Source organism: Mesorhizobium sp. WSM4833, from assembly GCF_055811095.1.
This window is the reverse complement of the sequence record NZ_JBVVQG010000003.1, coordinates 307,024-327,445: the sequence shown is the minus strand read 5'-3', so window position 1 is coordinate 327,445 and position 20,422 is coordinate 307,024. Positions and strand designations below refer to the sequence as shown.

General features: G+C 62.8%; 18 protein-coding genes and 2 pseudogenes. 1 reads left to right on the top strand and 19 read right to left on the bottom strand.

All coding sequences use genetic code 11. The features are described from left to right. Window positions 1-28: 28 nt before the first annotated feature. The 11 genes and pseudogenes from AC0L2D_RS07470 to rimP form a co-directional block, all read right to left on the bottom strand. Window positions 29-1,048 (bottom strand): class I SAM-dependent methyltransferase, encoded by a 1,020-nt coding sequence (locus AC0L2D_RS07470; protein WP_337122867.1) that lies wholly within the window; start codon window positions 1,046-1,048, stop codon window positions 29-31. A gap of 100 nt (window positions 1,049-1,148) precedes the next feature. Next, window positions 1,149-3,296 carry a polyribonucleotide nucleotidyltransferase gene (pnp, locus tag AC0L2D_RS07465; protein WP_013527890.1) on the bottom strand — a complete coding sequence of 716 codons (2,148 nt, stop codon included), beginning with the start codon at window positions 3,294-3,296 and terminating at the stop codon, window positions 1,149-1,151. A 278-nt stretch (window positions 3,297-3,574) separates the two neighbouring features. Then, window positions 3,575-3,886 carry a 30S ribosomal protein S15 gene (rpsO, locus tag AC0L2D_RS07460; RefSeq protein WP_269470859.1) on the bottom strand — a complete coding sequence of 104 codons (312 nt, stop codon included), beginning with the start codon at window positions 3,884-3,886 and terminating at the stop codon, window positions 3,575-3,577. A 139-nt stretch (window positions 3,887-4,025) separates the two neighbouring features. Continuing rightward, entirely contained in the window at window positions 4,026-5,120 is a 1,095-nt protein-coding gene (gene corA, locus AC0L2D_RS07455; protein WP_337122869.1) for a magnesium/cobalt transporter CorA, read from the bottom strand. 45 nt (window positions 5,121-5,165) lie between these two features. After that, a pseudogene (gene truB / locus AC0L2D_RS07450) lies at window positions 5,166-5,405 on the bottom strand (tRNA pseudouridine(55) synthase TruB); the annotation flags it as partial. Window positions 5,406-5,491: 86 nt separating this feature from the next. Further along, a pseudogene (truB, locus tag AC0L2D_RS07445) lies at window positions 5,492-6,161 on the bottom strand (tRNA pseudouridine(55) synthase TruB); the annotation flags it as partial. Then, complete coding sequence (gene rbfA, locus AC0L2D_RS07440) at window positions 6,161-6,601, bottom strand: 30S ribosome-binding factor RbfA (RefSeq protein ID WP_013527893.1); 441 nt, start codon at window positions 6,599-6,601, stop codon at window positions 6,161-6,163. The gene rbfA and the pseudogene truB (AC0L2D_RS07445), both read right to left, overlap by 1 nt. A gap of 125 nt (window positions 6,602-6,726) precedes the next feature. Continuing rightward, entirely contained in the window at window positions 6,727-9,303 is a 2,577-nt protein-coding gene (infB, locus tag AC0L2D_RS07435; RefSeq protein ID WP_013527894.1) for a translation initiation factor IF-2, read from the bottom strand. Further along, entirely contained in the window at window positions 9,300-9,950 is a 651-nt protein-coding gene (locus tag AC0L2D_RS07430) for an RNA-binding protein (protein WP_024503463.1), read from the bottom strand. Before AC0L2D_RS07430 ends, infB begins: the two co-directional genes overlap by 4 nt. 38 nt (window positions 9,951-9,988) lie before the next feature. Next, window positions 9,989-11,584 (bottom strand): transcription termination factor NusA, encoded by a 1,596-nt coding sequence (nusA, locus tag AC0L2D_RS07425; protein WP_013527896.1) that lies wholly within the window; start codon window positions 11,582-11,584, stop codon window positions 9,989-9,991. Window positions 11,585-11,633: 49 nt separating this feature from the next. After that, window positions 11,634-12,278 carry a ribosome maturation factor RimP gene (gene rimP, locus AC0L2D_RS07420; protein WP_013527897.1) on the bottom strand — a complete coding sequence of 215 codons (645 nt, stop codon included), beginning with the start codon at window positions 12,276-12,278 and terminating at the stop codon, window positions 11,634-11,636. Between the two features lie 299 nt (window positions 12,279-12,577). On the opposite strand from rimP, the gene AC0L2D_RS07415 reads away from it, so the two are divergent. Continuing rightward, window positions 12,578-12,745: a hypothetical protein gene (locus AC0L2D_RS07415; RefSeq protein ID WP_013527898.1), complete on the top strand. Its 168-nt coding sequence runs from the start codon at window positions 12,578-12,580 to the stop codon at window positions 12,743-12,745. A 66-nt stretch (window positions 12,746-12,811) separates the two neighbouring features. Here AC0L2D_RS07415 and trmB read toward each other — a convergent pair whose 3' ends face one another. The 8 genes from trmB to AC0L2D_RS07375 form a co-directional block, all read right to left on the bottom strand. Next, entirely contained in the window at window positions 12,812-13,513 is a 702-nt protein-coding gene (trmB, locus tag AC0L2D_RS07410; protein WP_473540689.1) for a tRNA (guanine(46)-N(7))-methyltransferase TrmB, read from the bottom strand. A 22-nt stretch (window positions 13,514-13,535) separates the two neighbouring features. Beyond that, a complete protein-coding gene (gene metK / locus AC0L2D_RS07405; protein WP_337122875.1) occupies window positions 13,536-14,801 on the bottom strand; it encodes a methionine adenosyltransferase in 1,266 nt (421 codons plus the stop codon). A 169-nt stretch (window positions 14,802-14,970) separates the two neighbouring features. Beyond that, a complete protein-coding gene (locus AC0L2D_RS07400; protein ID WP_013527901.1) occupies window positions 14,971-15,390 on the bottom strand; it encodes a helix-turn-helix domain-containing protein in 420 nt (139 codons plus the stop codon). Window positions 15,391-15,530: 140 nt separating this feature from the next. Further along, complete coding sequence (gene lnt, locus AC0L2D_RS07395) at window positions 15,531-17,123, bottom strand: apolipoprotein N-acyltransferase (RefSeq protein WP_063169993.1); 1,593 nt, start codon at window positions 17,121-17,123, stop codon at window positions 15,531-15,533. Between the two features lie 101 nt (window positions 17,124-17,224). Continuing rightward, the gene (locus AC0L2D_RS07390) at window positions 17,225-17,695 is read right to left on the bottom strand and encodes a VOC family protein (protein WP_127369986.1); all 471 of its coding nucleotides are present in this window, start codon (window positions 17,693-17,695) and stop codon (window positions 17,225-17,227) included. A gap of 16 nt (window positions 17,696-17,711) precedes the next feature. Beyond that, window positions 17,712-18,842, bottom strand: a complete 1,131-nt coding sequence (locus AC0L2D_RS07385; protein ID WP_337122879.1) for a hemolysin family protein — start codon at window positions 18,840-18,842, stop codon at window positions 17,712-17,714. 28 nt (window positions 18,843-18,870) lie between these two features. Then, entirely contained in the window at window positions 18,871-19,371 is a 501-nt protein-coding gene (gene ybeY / locus AC0L2D_RS07380; protein ID WP_013527905.1) for an rRNA maturation RNase YbeY, read from the bottom strand. Window positions 19,372-19,389: 18 nt separating this feature from the next. Beyond that, window positions 19,390-20,382: a PhoH family protein gene (locus AC0L2D_RS07375; protein ID WP_023758127.1), complete on the bottom strand. Its 993-nt coding sequence runs from the start codon at window positions 20,380-20,382 to the stop codon at window positions 19,390-19,392. Window positions 20,383-20,422 lie beyond the last annotated feature (40 nt).

The window sequence follows — 20,422 nt, the reverse complement described above, 5'->3', positions numbered from 1 at the left end:
AACCGGTATCCACTTTCGGGATCATGCTTCAACGACGAGCGGAAAGCACCTTGAACATGCCGTCACGAGCGAGTTCGGCCTGGCTCGAAAAGACAGCCGCCAAGATCGGTTCGTAGGGAAGCTGACGGTTGGCGACCATGAACAGCCGCCCACCCGGCTTCAAGGCCTTGGCCGCCGCTCGGATCATGCCGGCGCCGATCTCCGGCTCGGCCGCCCGGCTGCGGTGAAAGGGCGGGTTCATGGCAATCGCGTCGTAGCGCTTCTCGACTGGTTCCTTCAGCAGATCGATCCAGAAGAAATTCCTGGCGGTCGGCTGGCTGACCGCTGCCAGATTGAGCTTCGCGGCTTCAAGCGCGGCGAAATCGGCCTCATAGAGGTCGAGCGCCTGAACGCCGGGGGAGCGGGCGGCGATCTCGGCCGCCACATAGCCCCAGCCGGCGCAGAGATCGGCAATGCTGCCACGCAGGTCATTGGGCAGGTTCTCGACCAGCAATTTCGATCCGGTATCGATCCGGTCGAACGAGAACATGCCGGGCGCGGTGTGGAACCGGCCTTCAACCAGCAGAGCGGGGTTGGCAGCGCGCAATTCTTCCGCGGCGGCCAGATCGGCGGGACGTCGCAGCCAGAAGGCAATGCCGTGATATTTGGGCAAATGGCCTTCAAGCGGCACAAGCTCGTCAACGCGCTTGCGCAGGCTGGCAATGCCATCGTCCTTGCCGCCGGCAATGACGACCAGGCCGCCCGGCGCCACGCACTCAAGCGCCTGCGCGATGCGCACTTCGTTCAAGCCGCGATGCCGGCCGGCAAGCACAAGTGCCATATCGAAGCCATCGCCTTCCACTTGCGCGGTGACGACGAAGCCAGACGCCTGCAGCACGCTAAAATGCGGCCGGAAGCCCTGTACGAGGTGAAGCGTCGCCTCAAAGCCTTCAGGCAGGCGAAAACCCGGCTCAGCGCCGAAAAACAGGGCGCGCGTGCCCTTTCCCGGCAAAGCAACAGCCTCCGCCTCGAAGGGATGGAAAAGCGTCTTCAACGGCTCGGCGGACATTGTTCGATCTCGACTTGTCTAAGCGCTTTGAAACCCAGGCTGAAAATGAAAACGGGCGCGACATAAGCCGCGCCCGTTTCGATTCATGATCTCAGACCAATCAGGCGGCGTTTTCTTCGCCTTCGGTCTTCTTGTCGCGGGCGAGTTCCTTGCCGGTGGCCTGGTCGACGACCTTCATCGACAGGCGGACCTTGCCGCGCTCGTCGAAGCCCATCAGCTTGACCCAGACCTTGTCGCCTTCCTTGACCACGTCCGAGGTCTTGGCGACCCGGTCGTTGGCAAGCTGCGAGATGTGGACGAGGCCGTCACGCGGGCCGAAGAAGTTGACGAAAGCGCCGAAGTCCGCGGTCTTGACGACCGTACCTTCGTAGATCTCGCCGACTTCCGGCTCGGCGACGATGGTGTGGATCCACTTCTTCGCCGCCTCGATCTCCTTGGCATTGGACGAAGCGATCTTGACCGTGCCGTCGTCCTCGATGTTGATCTTGGCGCCGGTCTTTTCGACGATCTCGCGGATCACCTTGCCGCCCGAGCCGATCACGTCACGGATCTTGTCGGTCGGGATGTGCATCACTTCGATGCGCGGTGCGAACTCACCCAGTTCCGAACGCGCGCCGGTCAGAGCATGCGCCATCTCGCCGAGGATGTGCTGGCGGCCATCCTTGGCCTGGTCCAGCGCGATCTTCATGATCTCCTCGGTGATGCCTTCGATCTTGATATCCATCTGCAGCGAGGTGATGCCGTTGGCGGTGCCGGCGACCTTGAAGTCCATGTCGCCGAGGTGATCCTCGTCACCGAGGATGTCGGATAGAACGGCGAAACGCTCGCCTTCCTTGATCAGGCCCATGGCGATACCGGCGACGGGCTTGGCCAGCGGCACGCCGGCATCCATCAGCGCCAGCGAGGTGCCGCAGACGGTGGCCATCGACGACGAACCGTTGGACTCGGTGATCTCCGAGACGACACGCAGCGTGTAGGGGAACTGGTCGGCGCTCGGCAGCATCGGGCGAATGGCGCGCCAGGCGAGCTTGCCATGGCCGATTTCGCGGCGACCCGGCGAACCCATGCGGCCGGTCTCGCCGACGGAATAGGGAGGGAAGTTGTAGTGAAGGAGGAACTTCTCCTTGTACATGCCGGTCAGCGAATCGACATACTGCTCATCCTCGCCGGTGCCGAGCGTGGCAACGACCAGCGCCTGGGTCTCGCCGCGGGTGAACAGCGCCGAACCGTGGGTGCGCGGCAGGACGCCGACTTCGGAGACGATCTTGCGGACCGTCTTGAGGTCACGGCCATCGATGCGCGAACCGGTGTCGAGGATGTTCCAGCGCACGACCTTGGCCTGGAGTTCCTTGAATACCGAACCGATCTGCTCGGAAGTGTACTTGGCATCTTCGCCTTCGGCCGGGGCAAACGCTGCCTTGACCTTCGCCTTGACGGCGTCGACGGCGGCGTAACGCTTCTGCTTGTCGACGTTCTTGTAGGCGTTGCTGAGTTCGTCGCCGACGATCTTCAGCATCTCGGCTTCAAGCGCGGAATAGTCCGGCGCGGTGAAGTCGCGCGGCTCCTTGGCGGCGACTTCGGCCAGCTTGATGATGGCGTCGATGACCGGCTGGAAGCCCTTGTGGCCGAACATGACGGCGCCGAGCATCAGCTCTTCGCCCAATTCCTTGGCTTCGGACTCAACCATCAGCACAGCGTCGGCGGTGCCGGCGACAACGAGGTCGAGCTTGGATTCCTGCATCTCGTCGACATGCGGGTTCAGAACGTATTCGCCGTTGATGTAGCCGACGCGGGCGCCGCCGACCGGGCCCATGAAGGGGACGCCGGAGAGCGTCAGGGCGGCCGAAGTGGCAACGATCGACAGGATGTCGGGATCGTTCTCGAGATCATGCTGGACGACGGTGACGACGATCTGGGTGTCGTTCTTGTAGCCGGAGGCGAAGAGCGGGCGGATCGGGCGGTCGATGAGGCGGGAAACCAGCGTTTCCTTCTCGCTCGGACGGCCTTCACGCTTGAAATAGCCACCCGGGATCTTGCCGGCGGCGTAGGTCTTTTCCTGGTAGTTGACGGTCAGCGGGAAGAAATCGAGGCCGGGCTTCGGCTCCTTCATCGAAACGACGGTGGCGAGGACCTTGGTCTCGCCGTAGGTGGCGAGCACCGCGCCATCAGCCTGGCGCGCGATCTTGCCGGTTTCGAGGATGAGCGGACGACCGCCCCATTCGATTTCCACTTTGTGGTGATTGAACATCTCTTGTCCTTAATATGAGGAAAGGGCCGCGCCGTTTCACGGTGCGCGGAGATGCCCTTTCCCTGGCTTCCTTTCTCGGGCAGCCACGGGCAAGACAACGGGAGGCTCGGGTGATTTCGGCGCGGTGCGCGCGCGAGCGTCCTGCAATCCTGCCCCATGACCGTCCATGGGCGGTTTCGAGTGCCCTCTGCACGATCGAAACCGGGTCTGGCCAGTCGATACGACTGGCAGAATGCGCGACCGGCGGGCTCTCCTTCGAAAGCCCGCCGGTCAATTCGTCAACGACGCAGACCGAGCTTCTCGATCAGCGTCTGGTAGCGCGCGTCGTCCTTGCGCTTGAGATAATCAAGCAGGCTGCGGCGCTGGGAGACGAGAGCAAGCAGACCACGGCGGGAATGGTTATCCTTCTTGTGGTCCTTGAAATGGTCGGTCAGGTTCTTGATGCGCTCGGAAAGGATGGCCACCTGGACTTCCGGAGACCCGGTATCGCCCTTGGCGGTTGCGAATTCACCCATCAATTCCTGTTTGCGCTCGGCAGTAATCGACATCGTGTTTTTCCTTATCTGTTTGAGGAAACGGGTCGCCCTCAGCCGGGATGTCGTCCAGCAGGGGCCGGTGCAAGCAAAGCGTCATAGCGCTAAGCTGCGGCGCATATAGTGCAATTCCCCGGAAAACACCAGCCCAATTCACAAGCCGGCTTTTCAGGCCAAAATGGCAGGTTTATCCCTGTCAAAGCCATTTCTTCCATTTGAAGAAGGCGATCAGCCCGAACGCGACAAGCGCCATGAACAGCAGCGACAAGGGATAGCCGTAGTAGGCCTTCAGTTCCGGCATGTTCCAGGGCGAAGACTCCGGATCGAAATTCATGCCCCAGATGCCGACCAGGAAGGTGAGCGGCATGAAGATGACCGAGACGATGGTGAGATAGCTGATAACGTCGTTGGTGCGCGCCTGGCTCAGCGACAGGTGCATCTCGATCAGGCCGGTCAGCATATCGCGCTGGGTCTCGACCAGCTCGATCAGCCTGAGCGCATGGTCGAGCGTGTCGTTGAGGAAGATCTTGGTCTCGGCCTTCACATAGGGCACATCGTTGCGGATCAGCGTCGCCAGCGCATCGCGCATCGGCCACAGCACGCCTTTCAGCACGTTGGCGTCACGCCGCAATTCATGCAGCTGCCGCATCTGGTGCTTGTGCGGCGAATGCAGCATCTGGTCCTCGATGCTGTCGACCATGTCGCCGGCGGCCTCGATCGGCGGAAAATAGCTGTCGACGATGGCATCGATCAGCGCATAGGCAAGGTAGTCGGCGCCGCGGGCGCGCAGCCGGTTGGGCGCCGAACTTTCGATGCGCTTGCGCACCGGATCGAATGGATCGCCTTCCCGCTCCTGGAAGGTAACGACGAAGTTGCTGCCGAAGAAGACGGCGATCTGCTCATAGCGGTGCGAGGTGACATCGTCGATCATCCTGACGACGACAAAGGCATGGTCCTCGAAGAAGTCGACCTTGGGCCGCTGGCCGGTGTTGACGACGTCCTCCAGCGCCAGCGGATGCAGGCTGAAAATGCGGCCGATCTCCTCGATCAGCGGGATGTTGGCGAGGCCGGTGCAGTCGAGCCAGAGGACCGGCCATTTGTCGCAATGGGTATTGAGGTCGTCGATGCTGGCATTTTCGATAGTCTTGAATTTTTCGGGCGAGATCAGCGTCAGACGCAGTTCCGAGCGACGCGCCGACGGGTCGGCGATCAGCGTGCCGGGCGACGCACCGACCGGCGGCCGCCGCGTTTTCACCGGTGCCCGCGTCTTCACGGTCTCAGTCTTTGCCATATTCCCCTCGTGCGAGTCCTCGCCTCGACATTAGACGACAGGAAATCAACCGGCAAAGACCCGCTTGGGCTTGAACATGCCTTGCTCAATGGCACCGATGGCGACCAGCTTGCCGCGCGCCGTGGCGCAGGCTTCTTCGGCTTCCACCGGTGCGTCGCGGCCGCGGATGATGACCGGGTTGCCGAGGCGGATCTTGGTGGCCGCGTCATCGCTGATGGCGATCTGCGGCAGGCAATCGAGGGCAGCCGATGTGTCGACCAGAAGCGCATCGATGGCGTCGAAGTCGATTGGCGCTTCCACCTTGTCGGCAGCCTCTGCCGTGTCAGCGGCTTCTGTCGTGTCCGAGCTGTCGACCTCCTCCACACCGAAACGGGCGGCTTCCAGTTCGGCGATGGTGACGAAGTCTTCCGAGGTGAACGGCTCGACCTCGACCCGGCGCAATTCGGAGATGTGACCGAAGCAGCCGATGTCGCGGCCCATGTCGCGGGCCAGCGAGCGCACATAGGTGCCCTTGCCGCACTCGACCTCGAAAACAGTATGGTCGGCGCCATGCTCGACAACGTCCAGACGTCCGATCTCGATCTCGCGCGCGGGTATGTCGACCGTCGCGCCGTCGCGGGCCAGATCATAGGCGCGCTCGCCTGCGATCTTGATGGCCGAGAATTGCGGCGGCGTCTGCATGATGACGCCGGTGTATTTCGGCAGCAGGGCGAGCAGTTGGGCTTCCGACGGACGCAGGTCGGATTCTTTCGTCACCGGACCTTCGAGGTCATCGGTCGAACGCTCCTGTCCCCAGGCAACGGTGAAGCGATAGATTTTGGCGCCGTCCTGCACGTAAGGCACGGTCTTGGTAGCCTCGCCAAGCGCGATCGGCAGCATGCCGGATGCCAGCGGGTCGAGCGTGCCTGCATGGCCGGCCTTTTCCGCCTGGAACAGCCATTTGATCTTGGAGACGGCTTCGGTCGAGCCCATGCCGACCGGCTTGTCCAGGATCAGCCAGCCCGAGATCGGCCGGCCCTTCTTCTTGCCGCGACGCGCCACTATTCGGTGTCCTTGTTGTCGTCTTTGTCCTGGTCTGCGTTTTCCTGGTCCTCAGGACCCAGATCGCGCGCCACTTCCGGCGATTTCAAGAGGTCGTTGATCCTGGCAAAATTGTCGAAGGAGGTGTCGAGCTTGAAGCGGAACTCCGGCATGAACTTCATCTGCCGCAGCGCGCCGGAGACACGGCCACGGACGAATTTCGCATGCTTGTTCAGCGCCTCGACCACCGCATCGGTATCCTTGGCGCCGAGCGGCGAGACGAAAGCGGTAGCGACCTTCAAATCGGGCGACATGCGCACTTCCGAGACCGACACCACGGTGTTCTCGATCAGCGGATCGATGATCTCGCCGCGCTGCAGGGTTTCGGATAGCGCATGGCGCACCTGTTCGGCGACGCGCAGCATGCGCTGGGATGGGCTGGATGCGGTTGGACGGGGCATTTTTCTCAATCCTGAAAGCGTGAGGCGCGGGATGGAACCGTGCCGCATGTCTCATATGGGCATTCTCAATAGACTTGGGGCGGCGGCCTTTCGACCACCGCCCGGTATGGAAAAGTCACTCGAACTCAGAGTGTCCGGGTCACCATCTCGACGCGGAAGCACTCGATGACGTCGCCGACGCGCATGTCCTCGTAGTTCTGGAAGGCCATGCCGCACTCCTGGCCGCCGGGGACTTCCGAAACTTCGTCCTTAAAGCGCTTCAGCGTCTTCAGCGTGCCTTCGTGGATGACGACGTTGTCGCGGATCAGGCGCACGCCCGCACCACGCTCGACCTTGCCTTCGGTGACACGGCAGCCGGCGATCTTGCCGACCTTGGTGATGTCGAAGATTTCGAGGATCTGCGCATTGCCGATGAAAGTCTCGCGACGCTCCGGCGACAACAGGCCCGACAGAGCCGCCTTCACGTCATCCACAAGGTTGTAGATGATCGAGTAGTAGCGGATCTCGATGCCAGCCGCCGCAGCAGCGGCACGTGCCTGGACGTTGGCGCGGACGTTGAAGCCGATGATCGCGGCACCCGAAGTCTCGGCCAGCGACACGTCGCTTTCGGTGATGGCGCCGGCACCGGCATGGACGATGCGTGCACGAACCTCGTCGGTGCCGAGCTTATCGAGTGCGGCATTGATCGCCTCGATCGAGCCCTGCACGTCGCCCTTGATGACCAACGGGAATTCCTTCAGCCCGCTTGTCTGCAATTGCGACATCATCTGCTCGAGCGAACCGCGCTGGCCGGCATGCTTGGCAACCGCCTTCTCGCGCGCCAGACGCTGGCGGTATTCGGTGATCTCGCGGGCACGGGCCTCGTTGTTGACCACGGCGAAGCGATCGCCGGCCTGCGGGGTGCCCTGCAAGCCAAGCACTTCCACCGGCATCGCCGGCGGCGCTTCCTTGATCTGCACGCCACGATCGTTGACCAGCGCACGCACCCGGCCCCATTCATTGCCGGCAACGAGGATGTCGCCCGGCATCAGCGTGCCGGTCTGCACCAGCACGGTGGCAACGGGACCACGGCCCTTGTCGAGCTGGGCCTCGATGACGACGCCTTCGGCGGTACGGTCCGGATTGGCTTTCAGGTCCAGAATTTCGGCCTGCAGCAGGATCGCCTCAAGCAGTTTGTCGAGATTGGTGCCCTTGGTCGCCGATACTTCGACGTCCAGAACTTCACCGCCCATGGATTCGACGAAAACCTCGTGGCGCAGCAGTTCGGAGCGCACCTTCTGCGGATCGGCATCATGCTTGTCGATCTTGTTGATCGCCACGATGATCGGAACGCCGGCCGCCTTGGCATGGCTGATCGATTCGATCGTCTGCGGCATGACGCTGTCATCGGCCGCAACCACCAGGATGGCAATATCGGTCGCCTGGGCGCCACGAGCACGCATCGCCGTGAAGGCGGCGTGGCCGGGCGTGTCGATGAAGGTGATCTTGTGACCATTCTTCTCGACCTGGTAGGCGCCGATATGCTGGGTGATGCCGCCGGCTTCGCCGGAGACGACATTGGCGTTGCGGATCGCGTCGAGCAGCGAGGTCTTGCCATGATCGACGTGACCCATGATCGTCACGACCGGCGGACGCGAAACCAGGTCCTCGGCATTGTCGGCGATGTTGAACAGGCCTTCCTCGATGTCGGATTCGGCGACGCGGCGGACCGTGTGGCCGAATTCGGTGGCGACCAGCTCGGCCGTGTCGGCGTCGATGACGTCGCCCGGCTTCAGGATCTGGCCCTGCTTCATGAAGAACTTGACCAGGTCGACCGCGCGCTCGGACATGCGTTGCGCCAGTTCCTGGATGGTGATGGTCTCTGGCAGGATCACTTCGCGCATGACTTTCTCGCGCGGCTCATTGTGCATCGCGCGCTTGAATTTTTCCTGGCGACGACGCATCGACGACAGCGAACGGGCTCGCGCATCTTCGTCGGACAATGCCGAATTCAGCGTCAGCTTGCCACGGCGGCGATCTTCCTCGCTCTTGGTCGGCTTGGCTGGACGCGCCACTTCAGGCGTGACCGGACGGCGCACCGGTGCGCCGGCACCAACCCGCTTCGGCTTGGCCACTTCCTCGTCATCGACTGTTGCCAGTTCGGCAGCCAATGGCGCGCGGCGACGCGCCTCTTCCTCGGCCCGACGGCGGGATTCGGCCTCGGTCTGCAACCGTGCTTCTTCCTCGGCCTGGCGGCGCGCGGATTCATCGCGTTCGCGCTTGCGGCGCTCTTCGTCCTCGGCGCGACGCTTGGCATCCTCGGCGGCGCGCTGGCGGTCCTCGACCTCGCGAACCTTCGAGCCCTCGAGCGCCCTGCGGCGTGCTTCCATTTCACTGCGCGACAGTTCGTTCAGCACCATGCCGCTGCGCTCGACCGGGGCCGGTGGCGGCGGGGGTGGCGGCGCCTTCGGTGCTTCCGGCACGACGACGGGTGCGGCCACGACCGCCGGCTTCGGTGTGAAGACGGGGGCGGCAACAGGCTCCGGCTTGTCGCCGGGCATCGAGAACTTGCGCTTCTTGGTTTCGACGACGACCTGCTTGGTGCGGCCGTGCGAGAAGTTCTGGCGCACAGTGCCCTGTTCCATACCGGGGCGCTTCAGCGTCAAGGTCTTCTTCGGCGTCACACTCAGCGTATTGTCGTCACCCGATTTCGTATCGCTCATTCCATATCCTCTGCGGCATCATCTTCGTCAGCAACAGCCGCAAGCATTGCCAGATCGTCCGGGGAACCGCCCCGATACCGGTCGAGCGCAACCATGCGCTTCTGGACCGCCCTGCCCGCGTCTCCCGCGAGAACGGCAGCATGTATCACATTTGTACCCCCCAATGCCAAGCTCAACTCGGCCTCGGAGAAAAGTTTGTAGGCAAGGATAGCGGGCCCACCAAGATGGACCGTCGCCCGTCGCGCCTGGCTGATCTTGCGCACGCCGTCATCGGACGCCTCGGAAGCATGCAGCACGAAAAGCGCCAATCCGCCGCGCACCGCGCTCTCGACCTTGGTAGCACCAAGCGAAATTGCGCCTGCCTTGCGGGCAAGACCAAGCATGCCCAGAGCGTGCCTGGAAAGCAGCCCGTCGACCATGCCGCCAAGATCGGGCGGCACGACCACCTGTGCCTTGAAGGCGCGGGCAAAGAGGTTCTTCGCCGCAGCCTTGTCGATATGTAGGCGGTCGGCGCTCACCCAGCAACCGCGGCCGGGCAGATTTCTCTTGATGTCGGGAACGACGGCCGAATCCGGGCCGACGACGAACCGGATCAGATCATCCGGTTCGGCTTGTTTGCGCGTAACGATGCAGGTGCGATCGTTCATCTCGTCCAAGGGCGGGTTCGGTGCGATGCGGTTTCACCTCACGCACCAACGGCTTCGTCAGCCGAGACTTCTTCGGCTGCAAGCTCGTCTTCGGTGATCCAGCCGGCCTTGAGGCGGGCGGCCAGAACCATCTGTTCGGCGTCTGCGCGGGTCACGCCATGATTGGCCAGCACGCCCGGATAGACTTTTGTCTCGCCGTCCTTGCGTTCCTTCCAGCCGGTCAGGTCGTCGGCGGCATAGCCGGCGAAATCCTCGATCGTCTTCACGCCGTCCTCGCCAAGCGTCACCATCATGGCGGTGGTGACGCCGGGGATTTCGCGCAATTCGTCCGAAACGCCGAGCGCCTTGCGCTTGTCGTCGTGCTCGGCCTCGATCTTCTCCAGATATTCGCGGGCGCGGGTCTGGATCTCCGAAGCGGTGTCCTCGTCGAAACCATCGATAGAGGCGATCTCGCCGGAATCGACATAAGCGACTTCCTCAACGCTGGTGAAGCCTTCGGAGGCCAGCACCTGGCCGACCATCTCGTCGACGTCGAGGGCTTCCATGAACAGCGACGAACGCTCGACGAATTCCTTCTGGCGGCGCTCGGATTCTTCGGCTTCGGTCAGGATATCGATATCCCAGCCGGTCAGCTGCGAAGCCAGACGCACGTTCTGGCCGCGGCGACCGATGGCCAGCGACAGCTGGTCGTCGGGAACCACGACTTCGATGCGTTCGGCATCCTCGTCGAGCACGACCTTGGCGACTTCCGCCGGCTGCAGCGCATTGACGATGAAGGACGCCGCAGAAGGCGACCACGGAATGATGTCGATCTTCTCACCCTGCAATTCGCCGACGACGGCCTGGACGCGGCTGCCGCGCATGCCGACGCAGGCGCCGACCGGATCGATCGAAGAGTCCCGCGAGATGACGGCGATCTTGGCGCGCGAACCTGGGTCGCGGGCGACCGACTTGATCTCGATGATGCCGTCATAGATTTCCGGCACTTCCATGGTGAACAGCTTGGCCATGAACTGCGGATGGGTGCGCGACAGGAAGATCTGCGGGCCGCGCTGCTCGCGGCGCACATCGTAGACATAGGCGCGGACGCGGTCGCCATATTTGTAGTTCTCGCGCGGGATCAGCTCATCGCGACGGATGATCGCTTCGCCGCGGCCGAGATCGACGATGACATTGCCGTATTCGACGCGCTTGACGGTACCGTTGACGATCTCGCCGATGCGGTCCTTGTACTCGTCATACTGGCGGTCGCGTTCGGCCTCGCGGACCTTCTGGACGATGACCTGCTTGGCCGACTGGGCGGCGATGCGGCCGAAATCCATGGGCGGCAGCTGTTCGGCGATGAAGTCGCCGAGCTGGGCGTCGGGATTGCGCTCGCGAGCCGAGGAAATGGCGATCTGCGTGGCATAGTCATCGACCTTCTCGACCACTTCCATCAGCCGCTGCAGCTTCATCTCACCGGTGTTCGGGTTGATGTCGGCGCGGATGTTGGTCTCCTGACCGTAACGCGAGCGCGCCGCCTTCTGGATCGCATCGGCCATGGCGGCGATGACGATCGACTTGTCGATCGACTTTTCACGCGCGACCGCGTCGGCGATCTGCAGCAATTCAAGTCTGTTGGCGCTTACAACCATCGTTTTTCTCCCGAGCTTGTTTGCCGGACCTTTGCGCCCGGCAGCTCAATCATAGTTCCTGTTCGTGTTCTTCCGTGGCGTCCGCTTCCGCACCCGACTCGTCGTCGTCCGGTTCGCCACGGCGCTTCTTGGCTTCCTTGCGCGCCCTGTTGTCCTTCGACAGGGCATCGCGGATGAGATCGTCGGTCAGGATCAGGCGCACATCGGCAATCGCGTCATAGGGGACGCGCACCGTCGGCTCCTCGCCATAGGCTGCCTTGTCGCGCTCGATCAGCACATCGTCTTCGCCAGCTTCGGCGATCTTGCCCTTGAAGCGCTTGCGGTCGGCGACGACGATCGATGTTTCCATTTTCACCAGATGACCCGTCCAGGTCGTGAAATCCGATTTGCGGACCAGCGGCCGGTCGATGCCGGGCGACGAGACTTCAAGATGGTAGGCCTTTTCGATCGGATCATCGACATCGAGCGCCGGCGACACCGCGCGGCTGACCTCTTCGCAATCCTCGACGGTCATGGTGCCGTCCTCGCGTTCGGCCATGATCTGCAGCGTCAGCCCGTTCTGGCCCGACAGATGCACCCGCACGAGACGGAAGCCGATGCCGCGCAGAACCGGCTGGACGATCAGCGCGATGCGCGCATCGATGCCGCTTTCGCGGATGATGCGATCGTCGCCCTCGCTTGCCGTTGCAGTCATTGAAGCCCTGTCGTTCTCTACCAAGTTATCGGCAGGTAATAAAAAAGAGCGGGACCGGGTGGACCCACTCTTCGTCATACCGACCAAGAATTTGAGGCTGATATAGACGATCGCGGCCTGTGTTTCAAGCCCGCTATGCTGGTCGGGCAACGCTGCCATCGAGGTGGCCCCCGCCAGCGTTGCATGGAGCGCATGGCGCCCATGCGGCGGCCCCCATGGGATTGGCGCTGAAACGCACCTACTTACGCTGCGCTGCACAAAGGTGGCCGTGCGCCACACGTGCGCGAAAGGACATGATCATGAGCAATCGCAAGATATTTTCTGCAATAGGCGACTTCTTCACCGTATTCGGCAGCGCCGTGGCCGCTTCACGGGCCGTGGAAGCCGGTCGCAGGCCGCGCGCCGACGACCTGCGCAACCTCGGCGTCGAGCCGGCCGCCTTCGATCGCATCGGCCGCCGCTTTTAGCTTTGACGCAATTCCGGACGGAAAACCGTTTCACACTTTTCCTGGAATTGCTCTAAGACCGCGAGCTTATTTCCGAATGAAGGTAAGATAGGCCGGCCGCCGGCCCTCACGAATGGCCTTGGCCTCGTAACGGGTGCCCGGCCAACCATCATAGGGCCGGTGCCAGTCCGCCGCCTCGCAAGCCTGCCATGCGAACGCGCCATGCGCGCGGCAATGCAGCAAGGTCCAGTTGACATAAGTGTCGATGTCGGAGGCGAAGCGGAATTTTGAACCAGGCTTCAGCACGCGCGCGAGCCGCTCGAGATTGACCGGGCTTACGAAACGTCGCTTCCAGTGTTTCTTCTTCGGCCAGGGGTCGGGATAGAGCAGATCGATGCCGCCGAGCGAGGCCTGCGGCAGCCAGTCGAGCAGCCTTGTGGCGTCGTCGTCATAAACCCGCAGATTGGCGAGCGGTTTCTCGCGCACCGCCATCATCATCTTGGCCATGCCGTTGACGAAGGGCTCGACGCCGATAAAGCCGATCGAAGGCGCCTCGGTCGCGCGGTGCAGGAGATGTTCGCCACCGCCGAAGCCAATCTCGAGGCGAACCGCGCTGACATCGGTTTGAAACAGAGTTTGCAGATCGGCCGGCGGCCCGGCCGCCAGATCGAGCCGATATGCACCGAAGCCGCTTTCCAGCGCGGCCGCCTGTTGCGGACGCATGGTCTTGCCGCGCCGGCGACCGAAAAAGGCTTCGGTCGCGCGGCTTGGTCTGTCCTTCGGATCCATGGCGGGACTTCCGGCGCCGCTGTCAGGCGGCGACCGCGTCCTTGAGCGCCTTGGCGAGATCGGTCTTTTCCCAGGAGAAAGACCCATCACGGCCGGCCTTGCGGCCGAAATGGCCGTAGGACGACGTCTTGGCGTAGATCGGTTTGTTGAGATCGAGGTGACGGCGGATGCCCGACGGCGACAGATCCATCACCGTGCGCAGCGCGTCCTCGAGCTTTGCCTCGTCGACCTTGCCGGTACCGTGCAAGTCGACATAGACCGACAGCGGCTGGGCGACGCCGATGGCGTAGGAAAGCTGGATGGTGCAGCGGTCGGCGAGTTTCGCCGCCACCACGTTCTTGGCCAGGTAGCGCGCCGCATAGGCTGCCGAACGATCCACCTTGGTGGTGTCCTTGCCGGAGAAGGCGCCGCCGCCATGGGGTGCGGCACCACCGTAGGTGTCGACGATGATCTTGCGGCCGGTCAGGCCGGCGTCGCCGTCCGGCCCGCCGATGACGAACTTGCCGGTCGGATTGATGTACCACATGCAATCGTCGGCGATCTTGAGGTCGCCCAGCGCCTCGCGGATATAGGGTTCGACGACCTTGCGGACCTTCTTTGAATCCCAGCTCGCATCGAGATGCTGCGTGGACAGCACGATCTGCGTCGCCTCGGCGGCCTGGCCATCGACATAGCGAACGGTGACCTGGCTCTTGGCATCCGGCCCGAGCCTGCCGGCTTCACCGCTGCCTTCGTGACGGGCAGCAGCCAGCAGTTCGAGGATCTTGTGGCTGTAGTAGATCGGCGCCGGCATCAAATCCGGCGTCTCGCGGCAGGCATAACCGAACATGATGCCCTGGTCGCCGGCACCCTCTTCGCCCTGACGGTCGGCAGCGTTGTCGACGCCCTGGCCTATGTCAGGCGACTGGCCGTGCAGCAGAACCTCGATCTTCGCCGTTTTCCAGTGGAAGCCGGCCTGCTCGTAGCCGATTTCGCGGATCGCCTTGCGGGCGACCGATTTGAACTTGGCCGGATTGACGACCGGATGGCCAGCGGCATCCTTGAGGATGTTGCCTGCCTTGTCCTTCTTCAGCAGCGTTTCCGGGACGCGCACTTCGCCGGCGATGACGACACGGTTGGTGGTGGCCAGCGTCTCGCAGGCGACACGGACTTTCCACGGGTCCATGCCGGTCTTCTTGGCTTCGCGATAGACCAGATCGACGATCTCGTCGGAAATCCGGTCACAGACTTTGTCAGGATGGCCCTCGGCAACGGATTCCGAGGTAAAGAAGTAGTTCTGCCGCGTCACGGGTGTCCCCTCTTGAAAAACGATCGGCAGGCTGCCGATTTTGGCGCGCCACGTGTTAGCGGGGCGAAGCGCCGCTCGTCAAGCGGTGCTTCGGCTCTGGCATGAATGTCGATGCCGTTATCTTGTGCCACCGGCGGCGGGGCGCCGCCGGTCCTGGCGTGATTGAGGATCAGTCGGGATCGTCGGCGGAGAGGGACTTGACCAGGTCTATGATCCTGCGGCGCACCTTGGCGTCGGCGATCTTGACAAAGGCCCGGTTGAGCTGAAGGCCTTCAGGGCTGCCGCAGAATTCGACAGCGAAAGCCATCGAGGCGTCCTCGGCAAATCCACGGCCCGCCACAGGCTCCTGGCCGGGCGCATCCTCAAAAAAGAAAGCGACAGGCACGCCGAGTATGGACGCGATCGCCTGCAGACGGCTGGCGCCGACGCGGTTGGTGCCCTTTTCATATTTCTGAATCTGTTGAAATGTGATGCCGAGGTTTTCTCCCAGCTTTTCCTGGCTCATTCCAAGCATGTTGCGGCGAAGCCGAATGCGACTGCCAACATGGATGTCGATCGGATTCGGTTTCTTCTTGTTATCTTCTGTCATTTTTTCCTCGCCGAATTTTTTCGGCTTTCTCTATTTTTTCCTGCCCAAACAAAGCCGGAGGCAACTGCCCCAACAGAACGATCCACCGGCTTCGAGAAATTTTCAGGCACTTACAGTATGAGTTTCTAATGTGTTGGCTGTCAATTCACCCGTAGCCTTTGCCTTACGTTCAACAGCGCTGCCCCAACGGCAAACAGCAACATGATCAGCATTCCGTTAATGCGCCGTTGGCCGGGAGATATGAGCGCCTGTCCGGAAATCGGTATGTGGGCATCAATGGCGCCGCGCGCGTCGATAGCAAGCGCATCGACGATGCGCCCGCGCGGATCGACGACGGCCGAGATGCCGTTGTTGGCGGCACGCACCAATGGCAATCCATTTTCCACCGCACGGATCTGGGCCTGCCTGAAATGCTGATACGGACCCGGCGTGTCGCCGAACCACGCATCATTGGTAACGTTCACAATAAGCTGCGCTGACGCAGCGTCAACTGCCACAAGATCGGGAAAGATCACCTCATAACAGATAAATGGCAGCGCACGGATGCCGTCGGGCAGCGTAATGGCGTGCCGCTCATTGCCGGCCGCGAAACTCATCGGCCCGGCAACCAGTTGCTCGATGCCGAAACGCTGGAGCAGATCGGCGAAAGGCAGGTATTCGCCGAACGGCACCAGGTGAACCTTGTCGACGGCGTCGGTGATTTCACCCTTGTCGTCGATCGCCACCACGGAGTTGTAGTAGCGGCTGTCGGCATTTGCGGCCGAGCCGCCTTCCTCGCGGACGACGCCGGCAATCAGCATCTGGCCGGGTCCGAGCATATCCCCCAGCGCCGTCAATGCGTCCGGACGCTCGGTGAAGAGGAACGGCACCGAGGTTTCGGGCCACAGGATCAGTTGCGGCTTTTGATGGCCTGGATCCGGCGCCTTGCCCGAGAGCCCCATCAGGACCGCGAAGATGCGGTCGCGCACCGAGGCATCCCATTTTTCCGACAGGTCCACGGCCGGCTGGACAATGCGGACATCCAGGCTGCGTGAAGCTGGCGATTCGGGAGCGGCAAGCCTGATATAGCCGAAGCCGACATGGGCAGCGACGAGCACGACAAACAGTGCCGCGCCGAGGCGCAGGTGCCGACGTGCCGCCAGCAGTGCCGGCAGTGCGAAGACGAACACCGCGAGCGCGTTCATGCCGATCATGCCCGTCACCGAGACGCTCTGCATCAGCAGCGGCACGGGCATGGCCGCGTAGCCGACGGCATTCCAGGGAAAACCGGTGAACAGGAAATCGCGCAGCCATTCCGCCAGGCCGAAGCCGAAGGCAAGGGCGGCGATGCGGCCAATGTCGTTGCTCCACAGCAGCCGGGCAACGATTGCCGCAAAGCCGTAGAAAAAGGCGAGCATGAAAGGAATGCCGACCACCGCGAAGGGAAGCGCCCAGGCAAAGCTGTCGGCCTCGACCAGCAGCGCCGAGCCGATCCACCAGAGGCCGGCGAGGAAATAGCCGAAACCGAACCACCAACCGACGGCGAAAGCCGGCCGCAGACGCCGGAACAGACTGCCTGAAGCTTCGCCGGTGGCGCCGTCGAGCAGCCAGACCAGCAGCGGGAACGAGACGAAACAGGCGGCGAAGAAGTCGTAAGGCGCCTGCCCAAGCACCGCGAGGGCGCCGGCGAGAAACGCCACGAGCGCACGCCGCCAACCCCAAAGCAGAATTATCCGGCCGGTGAGGCGCTCCATGCATACTTCCGAGTCGCGAATCAGGACACAAGATTTAACAGGCTGCGCTCCGCGCTCCAAACGGCGGATGGGCTGGCTGAGATGCACAGCTCCGGCCCTGCCTACCGGTGCCAACCCTCGATTTGAACGCCCCCCAGCCGCTCGGCCTCCTCGCGCGGAACCGAACGGATGGTCTGCGTGAAGGTCCAGACATGGCCCTCGGGGTCGCGTGCACGATACTGGCGCTCACCGTAGAACTGATCCGCCGGCTCCTGGATTATATCAGCGTCGAGGGCCCGCGCTTGCTCGCAATGCGCATCCAGGCCACCCTTCAGCCTGACATAGATCGACTGCGTGTTCTTGCCCGAGATCGAAGCCGGGCTGGCGACGTAATCGCTCCATTCGGAATCGACGATGATGTAGCTGTCGCCGAACCGCATCTCTGCATGGATGAGCTTTCCCTCGGCATCGCTGACCACCATGCTGCGCTCGAAGCCGAAAGCCGCCTCGAGCCAGTCCAGCGCGGCATGCGGATCCTTGTAGAAAACACCAGAGCCCAGACTTGGATGCTTGAACGGGTCGTCGATAGTCATCGTGCGAGCGAAACGCTCACGCCTGTTCGGTGCGCGCCGTGGCACGCCGGCGACGCTCACCCTTCTGGCTCTGCACGATGCGCACGCGCTTGACGCGGCGCGGATCAGCGTCGAGGACGTGAAATTCAAAACCGGGTATGGCCTGCACCACCTCGCCGCGGGCCGGAACACGGCCAAGCGTGTTGAAAATCATGCCGCCGATGGTGTCGACATATTCGCCATGTTCACCGGCGGCGAAATCCCCGCCGATCATCTTGGCGACGTCGTCGATCTCGGCCTTGCCATCGACGATGAACACGCCGTCGCCGCTCTGGGTGATCATCGGCTCGTCGTCGTCGTGCTCGTCCTCGATGTCGCCGACCACCATCTCGACGATGTCTTCCAGCGAGGCAAGGCCGTCGGTGCCGCCATATTCATCGATGACCAGCGCCATTTGCGTGCGCGTCGTCTGCATGCGAGCCATCAGGTCGGAGGCGAGCATCGACGGCGGCACGAACAGCACCGGGCGGATCAGATTGAGGTCGCCAATGGTGCGTGCGAGATCGACCTGGGCGAGATCGAGAACCGTGGCGACGGGTGCTTTCCTGGTCGAGCGGCCCTTCTTGACGCGCGCGATCTTGGTGATGTGGGCCAGCACATCACGGATATGGACCATGCCGCGCGGATCATCGAGGGTCTCTGAATAGACCGGCATGCGGGAATGGCCGGATTGCTCGAAGGTGCCCAGCAGATCGCCGAGCGTCGTCGTGATTTCGACCCCTTGAATGTCGGCGCGCGGTACCATGACGTCCTCGACGCGCACTTCGCGCAGCCGCAGGATGTTGTTGAGCATGGCGCGTTCGCCGGGCGAGAAGGCGCCGGCATCGCTCGTTGTCTCGGCAAGCGCGCCGGCGATTTCCTCCCGCAGGCTGGTTCCGTTGCGTTGCCTGAACAGGCCGAGAACGCGGTCGAACAGGGAGGGACCGGCAGGCGATGTCTCGCTGGCAGCGCTGCCGATGCTGCCAGCACCAGAGGTGCCGGCAGCAGCAGAGGTACTGCTAGCACCAGAGGCAACGGTACTCGGACTTGATCCCTCTTCCGACGTATCGGAGGCCTTGGTTGCACTGCCGGCGTCGGGGCGGGCGGCAGTCTCTGGTTTGTCGTTCATCGTCGTCCGGTCAATTGGTCAGATGTAGTTACGCGTAGGGGTCGGGAATGGCAAGCCTTGCAAGCGCCGCGCGTTCGACGGCTTCCATCGCCTCGGCCTCGGCCTCGGTCTCGTGATCGTAGCCCAGCAGATGCAGCAGGCCGTGGATGACGAGATGGGTGATATGGTTCTCGACAGGCTTGTCTTCCAGTACCGCTTCATGGGCGACCGTTTCGGCGGCCAGCACGATGTCGCCCAGCATCGGCGGCAACGGACCGCCCTGCGCAAACGGAAAAGCCGGGAAAGACAAGACGTTGGTCGGTTTGTCCTTGCCGCGCCAGCCGGCGTTGAGAACCTGGATATGGGCGTCGTCGGAAAAAACGAGACTGAGTTCGGAACGGCCCGCCACGCCGGTTTCGGCAAAAGCCGCCTTAACGGCCCGATCGACCAGCCGCGTCAGGCTTGCCTCGTCGGGCCAGTTGCCCGCCTCAACCGCTATGTCGATGTCGACGGGAATATTCCCGTCGCCGGATATTATGTCCTCAGGCATGAAGCCGCATCGCCAACATCAATTCTCGGCGCCGAGGCCACGCGCCAGCTTGGCGTCCCGGTCGTAGGCCCTGACGATTTCCGCCACCAGCGGATGGCGAACCACGTCGCCGTCGTTGAAGCGCACGGTGACCGCGCCCGCCACGCCGTCCAGCACCCGCAAGGCTTCGACCAGGCCCGATTTGGTGTTCGAGGGAAGGTCGATCTGGGTCGGATCGCCGGTGACGATCATGCGCGAGTTTTCGCCCAGACGCGTCAGGAACATCTTCATCTGCATCGGCGTGGTGTTCTGCGCCTCGTCGAGGATGACGGCGGCATGCGCCAGCGTGCGGCCGCGCATGAAGGCAAGCGGCGCGATTTCGATCACTTCGGCGGCAATGGCGCGCTCGACCTTGTCGGCCGGCATCATGTCGTAGAGCGCGTCATAGAGCGGCCGCAGATAGGGATCGACCTTCTCCTTCATGTCGCCGGGCAGGAAGCCCAGCCGCTCGCCGGCCTCGACCGCCGGCCGCGAGAGAATGATGCGCTCGACCATGCCGCGCTCGAGCAGCATCGCCGCGTGCGCCACCGCCAGGTAGGTCTTGCCGGTGCCGGCCGGGCCGATGCCGAACACCAGTTCCGACCGTTCCAGCGCCCGCATATAGGCGTCCTGGTTGAGCGAACGGGCATAGATCGTCTTCTTGCGGGTGGCGATCTGGGCGGCGGAGACTTTGCCCTTGCGTTCCAGCGTTGGCAGGGTCAACTGATCGTCGGCGGCAATCGCCATGCGCACGGCGCCGTCGACGTCGGACTGGCCGATATCGACGCCTTTCTGGAGAATGCCGTAAAGATTGTCCAGGGCCCGGCGCGCCTGCTCGGCGGCAGAAGCGGACCCTTTGATGGTCAGCTGGTTGCCGCGTGAGCGGATGTCGACGCCAAGCTTCTGCTCGAGCCGGGCGAGGTTTTCGTCGAACTGACCATAAAGGGCGCTGGCAAGCTTGTTGTTGTCGAAAGTCAGAACGATGTGCGCCATGTCAGAAGCCCCAGATGCCGGTACCGGGGGCAGGTTCTTC

What these genes read in the sequence shown, in the direction of transcription:
- AC0L2D_RS07470 (WP_337122867.1), bottom strand. Translation starts at nt 1,048, where the DNA reads ATGTCCGCCGAGCCGTTGAAGACGCTTTTCCATCCCTTCGAGGCGGAG.
- pnp (WP_013527890.1), bottom strand. Translation starts at nt 3,296, where the DNA reads ATGTTCAATCACCACAAAGTGGAAATCGAATGGGGCGGTCGTCCGCTC.
- corA (WP_337122869.1), bottom strand. Translation starts at nt 5,120, where the DNA reads ATGGCAAAGACTGAGACCGTGAAGACGCGGGCACCGGTGAAAACGCGG.
- rbfA (WP_013527893.1), bottom strand. Translation starts at nt 6,601, where the DNA reads ATGCCCCGTCCAACCGCATCCAGCCCATCCCAGCGCATGCTGCGCGTC.
- infB (WP_013527894.1), bottom strand. Translation starts at nt 9,303, where the DNA reads ATGAGCGATACGAAATCGGGTGACGACAATACGCTGAGTGTGACGCCG.
- AC0L2D_RS07430 (WP_024503463.1), bottom strand. Translation starts at nt 9,950, where the DNA reads ATGAACGATCGCACCTGCATCGTTACGCGCAAACAAGCCGAACCGGAT.
- nusA (WP_013527896.1), bottom strand. Translation starts at nt 11,584, where the DNA reads ATGGTTGTAAGCGCCAACAGACTTGAATTGCTGCAGATCGCCGACGCG.
- rimP (WP_013527897.1), bottom strand. Translation starts at nt 12,278, where the DNA reads ATGACTGCAACGGCAAGCGAGGGCGACGATCGCATCATCCGCGAAAGC.
- AC0L2D_RS07415 (WP_013527898.1), top strand. Translation starts at nt 12,578, where the DNA reads ATGAGCAATCGCAAGATATTTTCTGCAATAGGCGACTTCTTCACCGTA.
- trmB (WP_473540689.1), bottom strand. Translation starts at nt 13,513, where the DNA reads ATGGATCCGAAGGACAGACCAAGCCGCGCGACCGAAGCCTTTTTCGGT.
- AC0L2D_RS07400 (WP_013527901.1), bottom strand. Translation starts at nt 15,390, where the DNA reads ATGACAGAAGATAACAAGAAGAAACCGAATCCGATCGACATCCATGTT.
- lnt (WP_063169993.1), bottom strand. Translation starts at nt 17,123, where the DNA reads ATGGAGCGCCTCACCGGCCGGATAATTCTGCTTTGGGGTTGGCGGCGT.
- AC0L2D_RS07390 (WP_127369986.1), bottom strand. Translation starts at nt 17,695, where the DNA reads ATGACTATCGACGACCCGTTCAAGCATCCAAGTCTGGGCTCTGGTGTT.
- AC0L2D_RS07385 (WP_337122879.1), bottom strand. Translation starts at nt 18,842, where the DNA reads ATGAACGACAAACCAGAGACTGCCGCCCGCCCCGACGCCGGCAGTGCA.
- ybeY (WP_013527905.1), bottom strand. Translation starts at nt 19,371, where the DNA reads ATGCCTGAGGACATAATATCCGGCGACGGGAATATTCCCGTCGACATC.
- AC0L2D_RS07375 (WP_023758127.1), bottom strand. Translation starts at nt 20,382, where the DNA reads ATGGCGCACATCGTTCTGACTTTCGACAACAACAAGCTTGCCAGCGCC.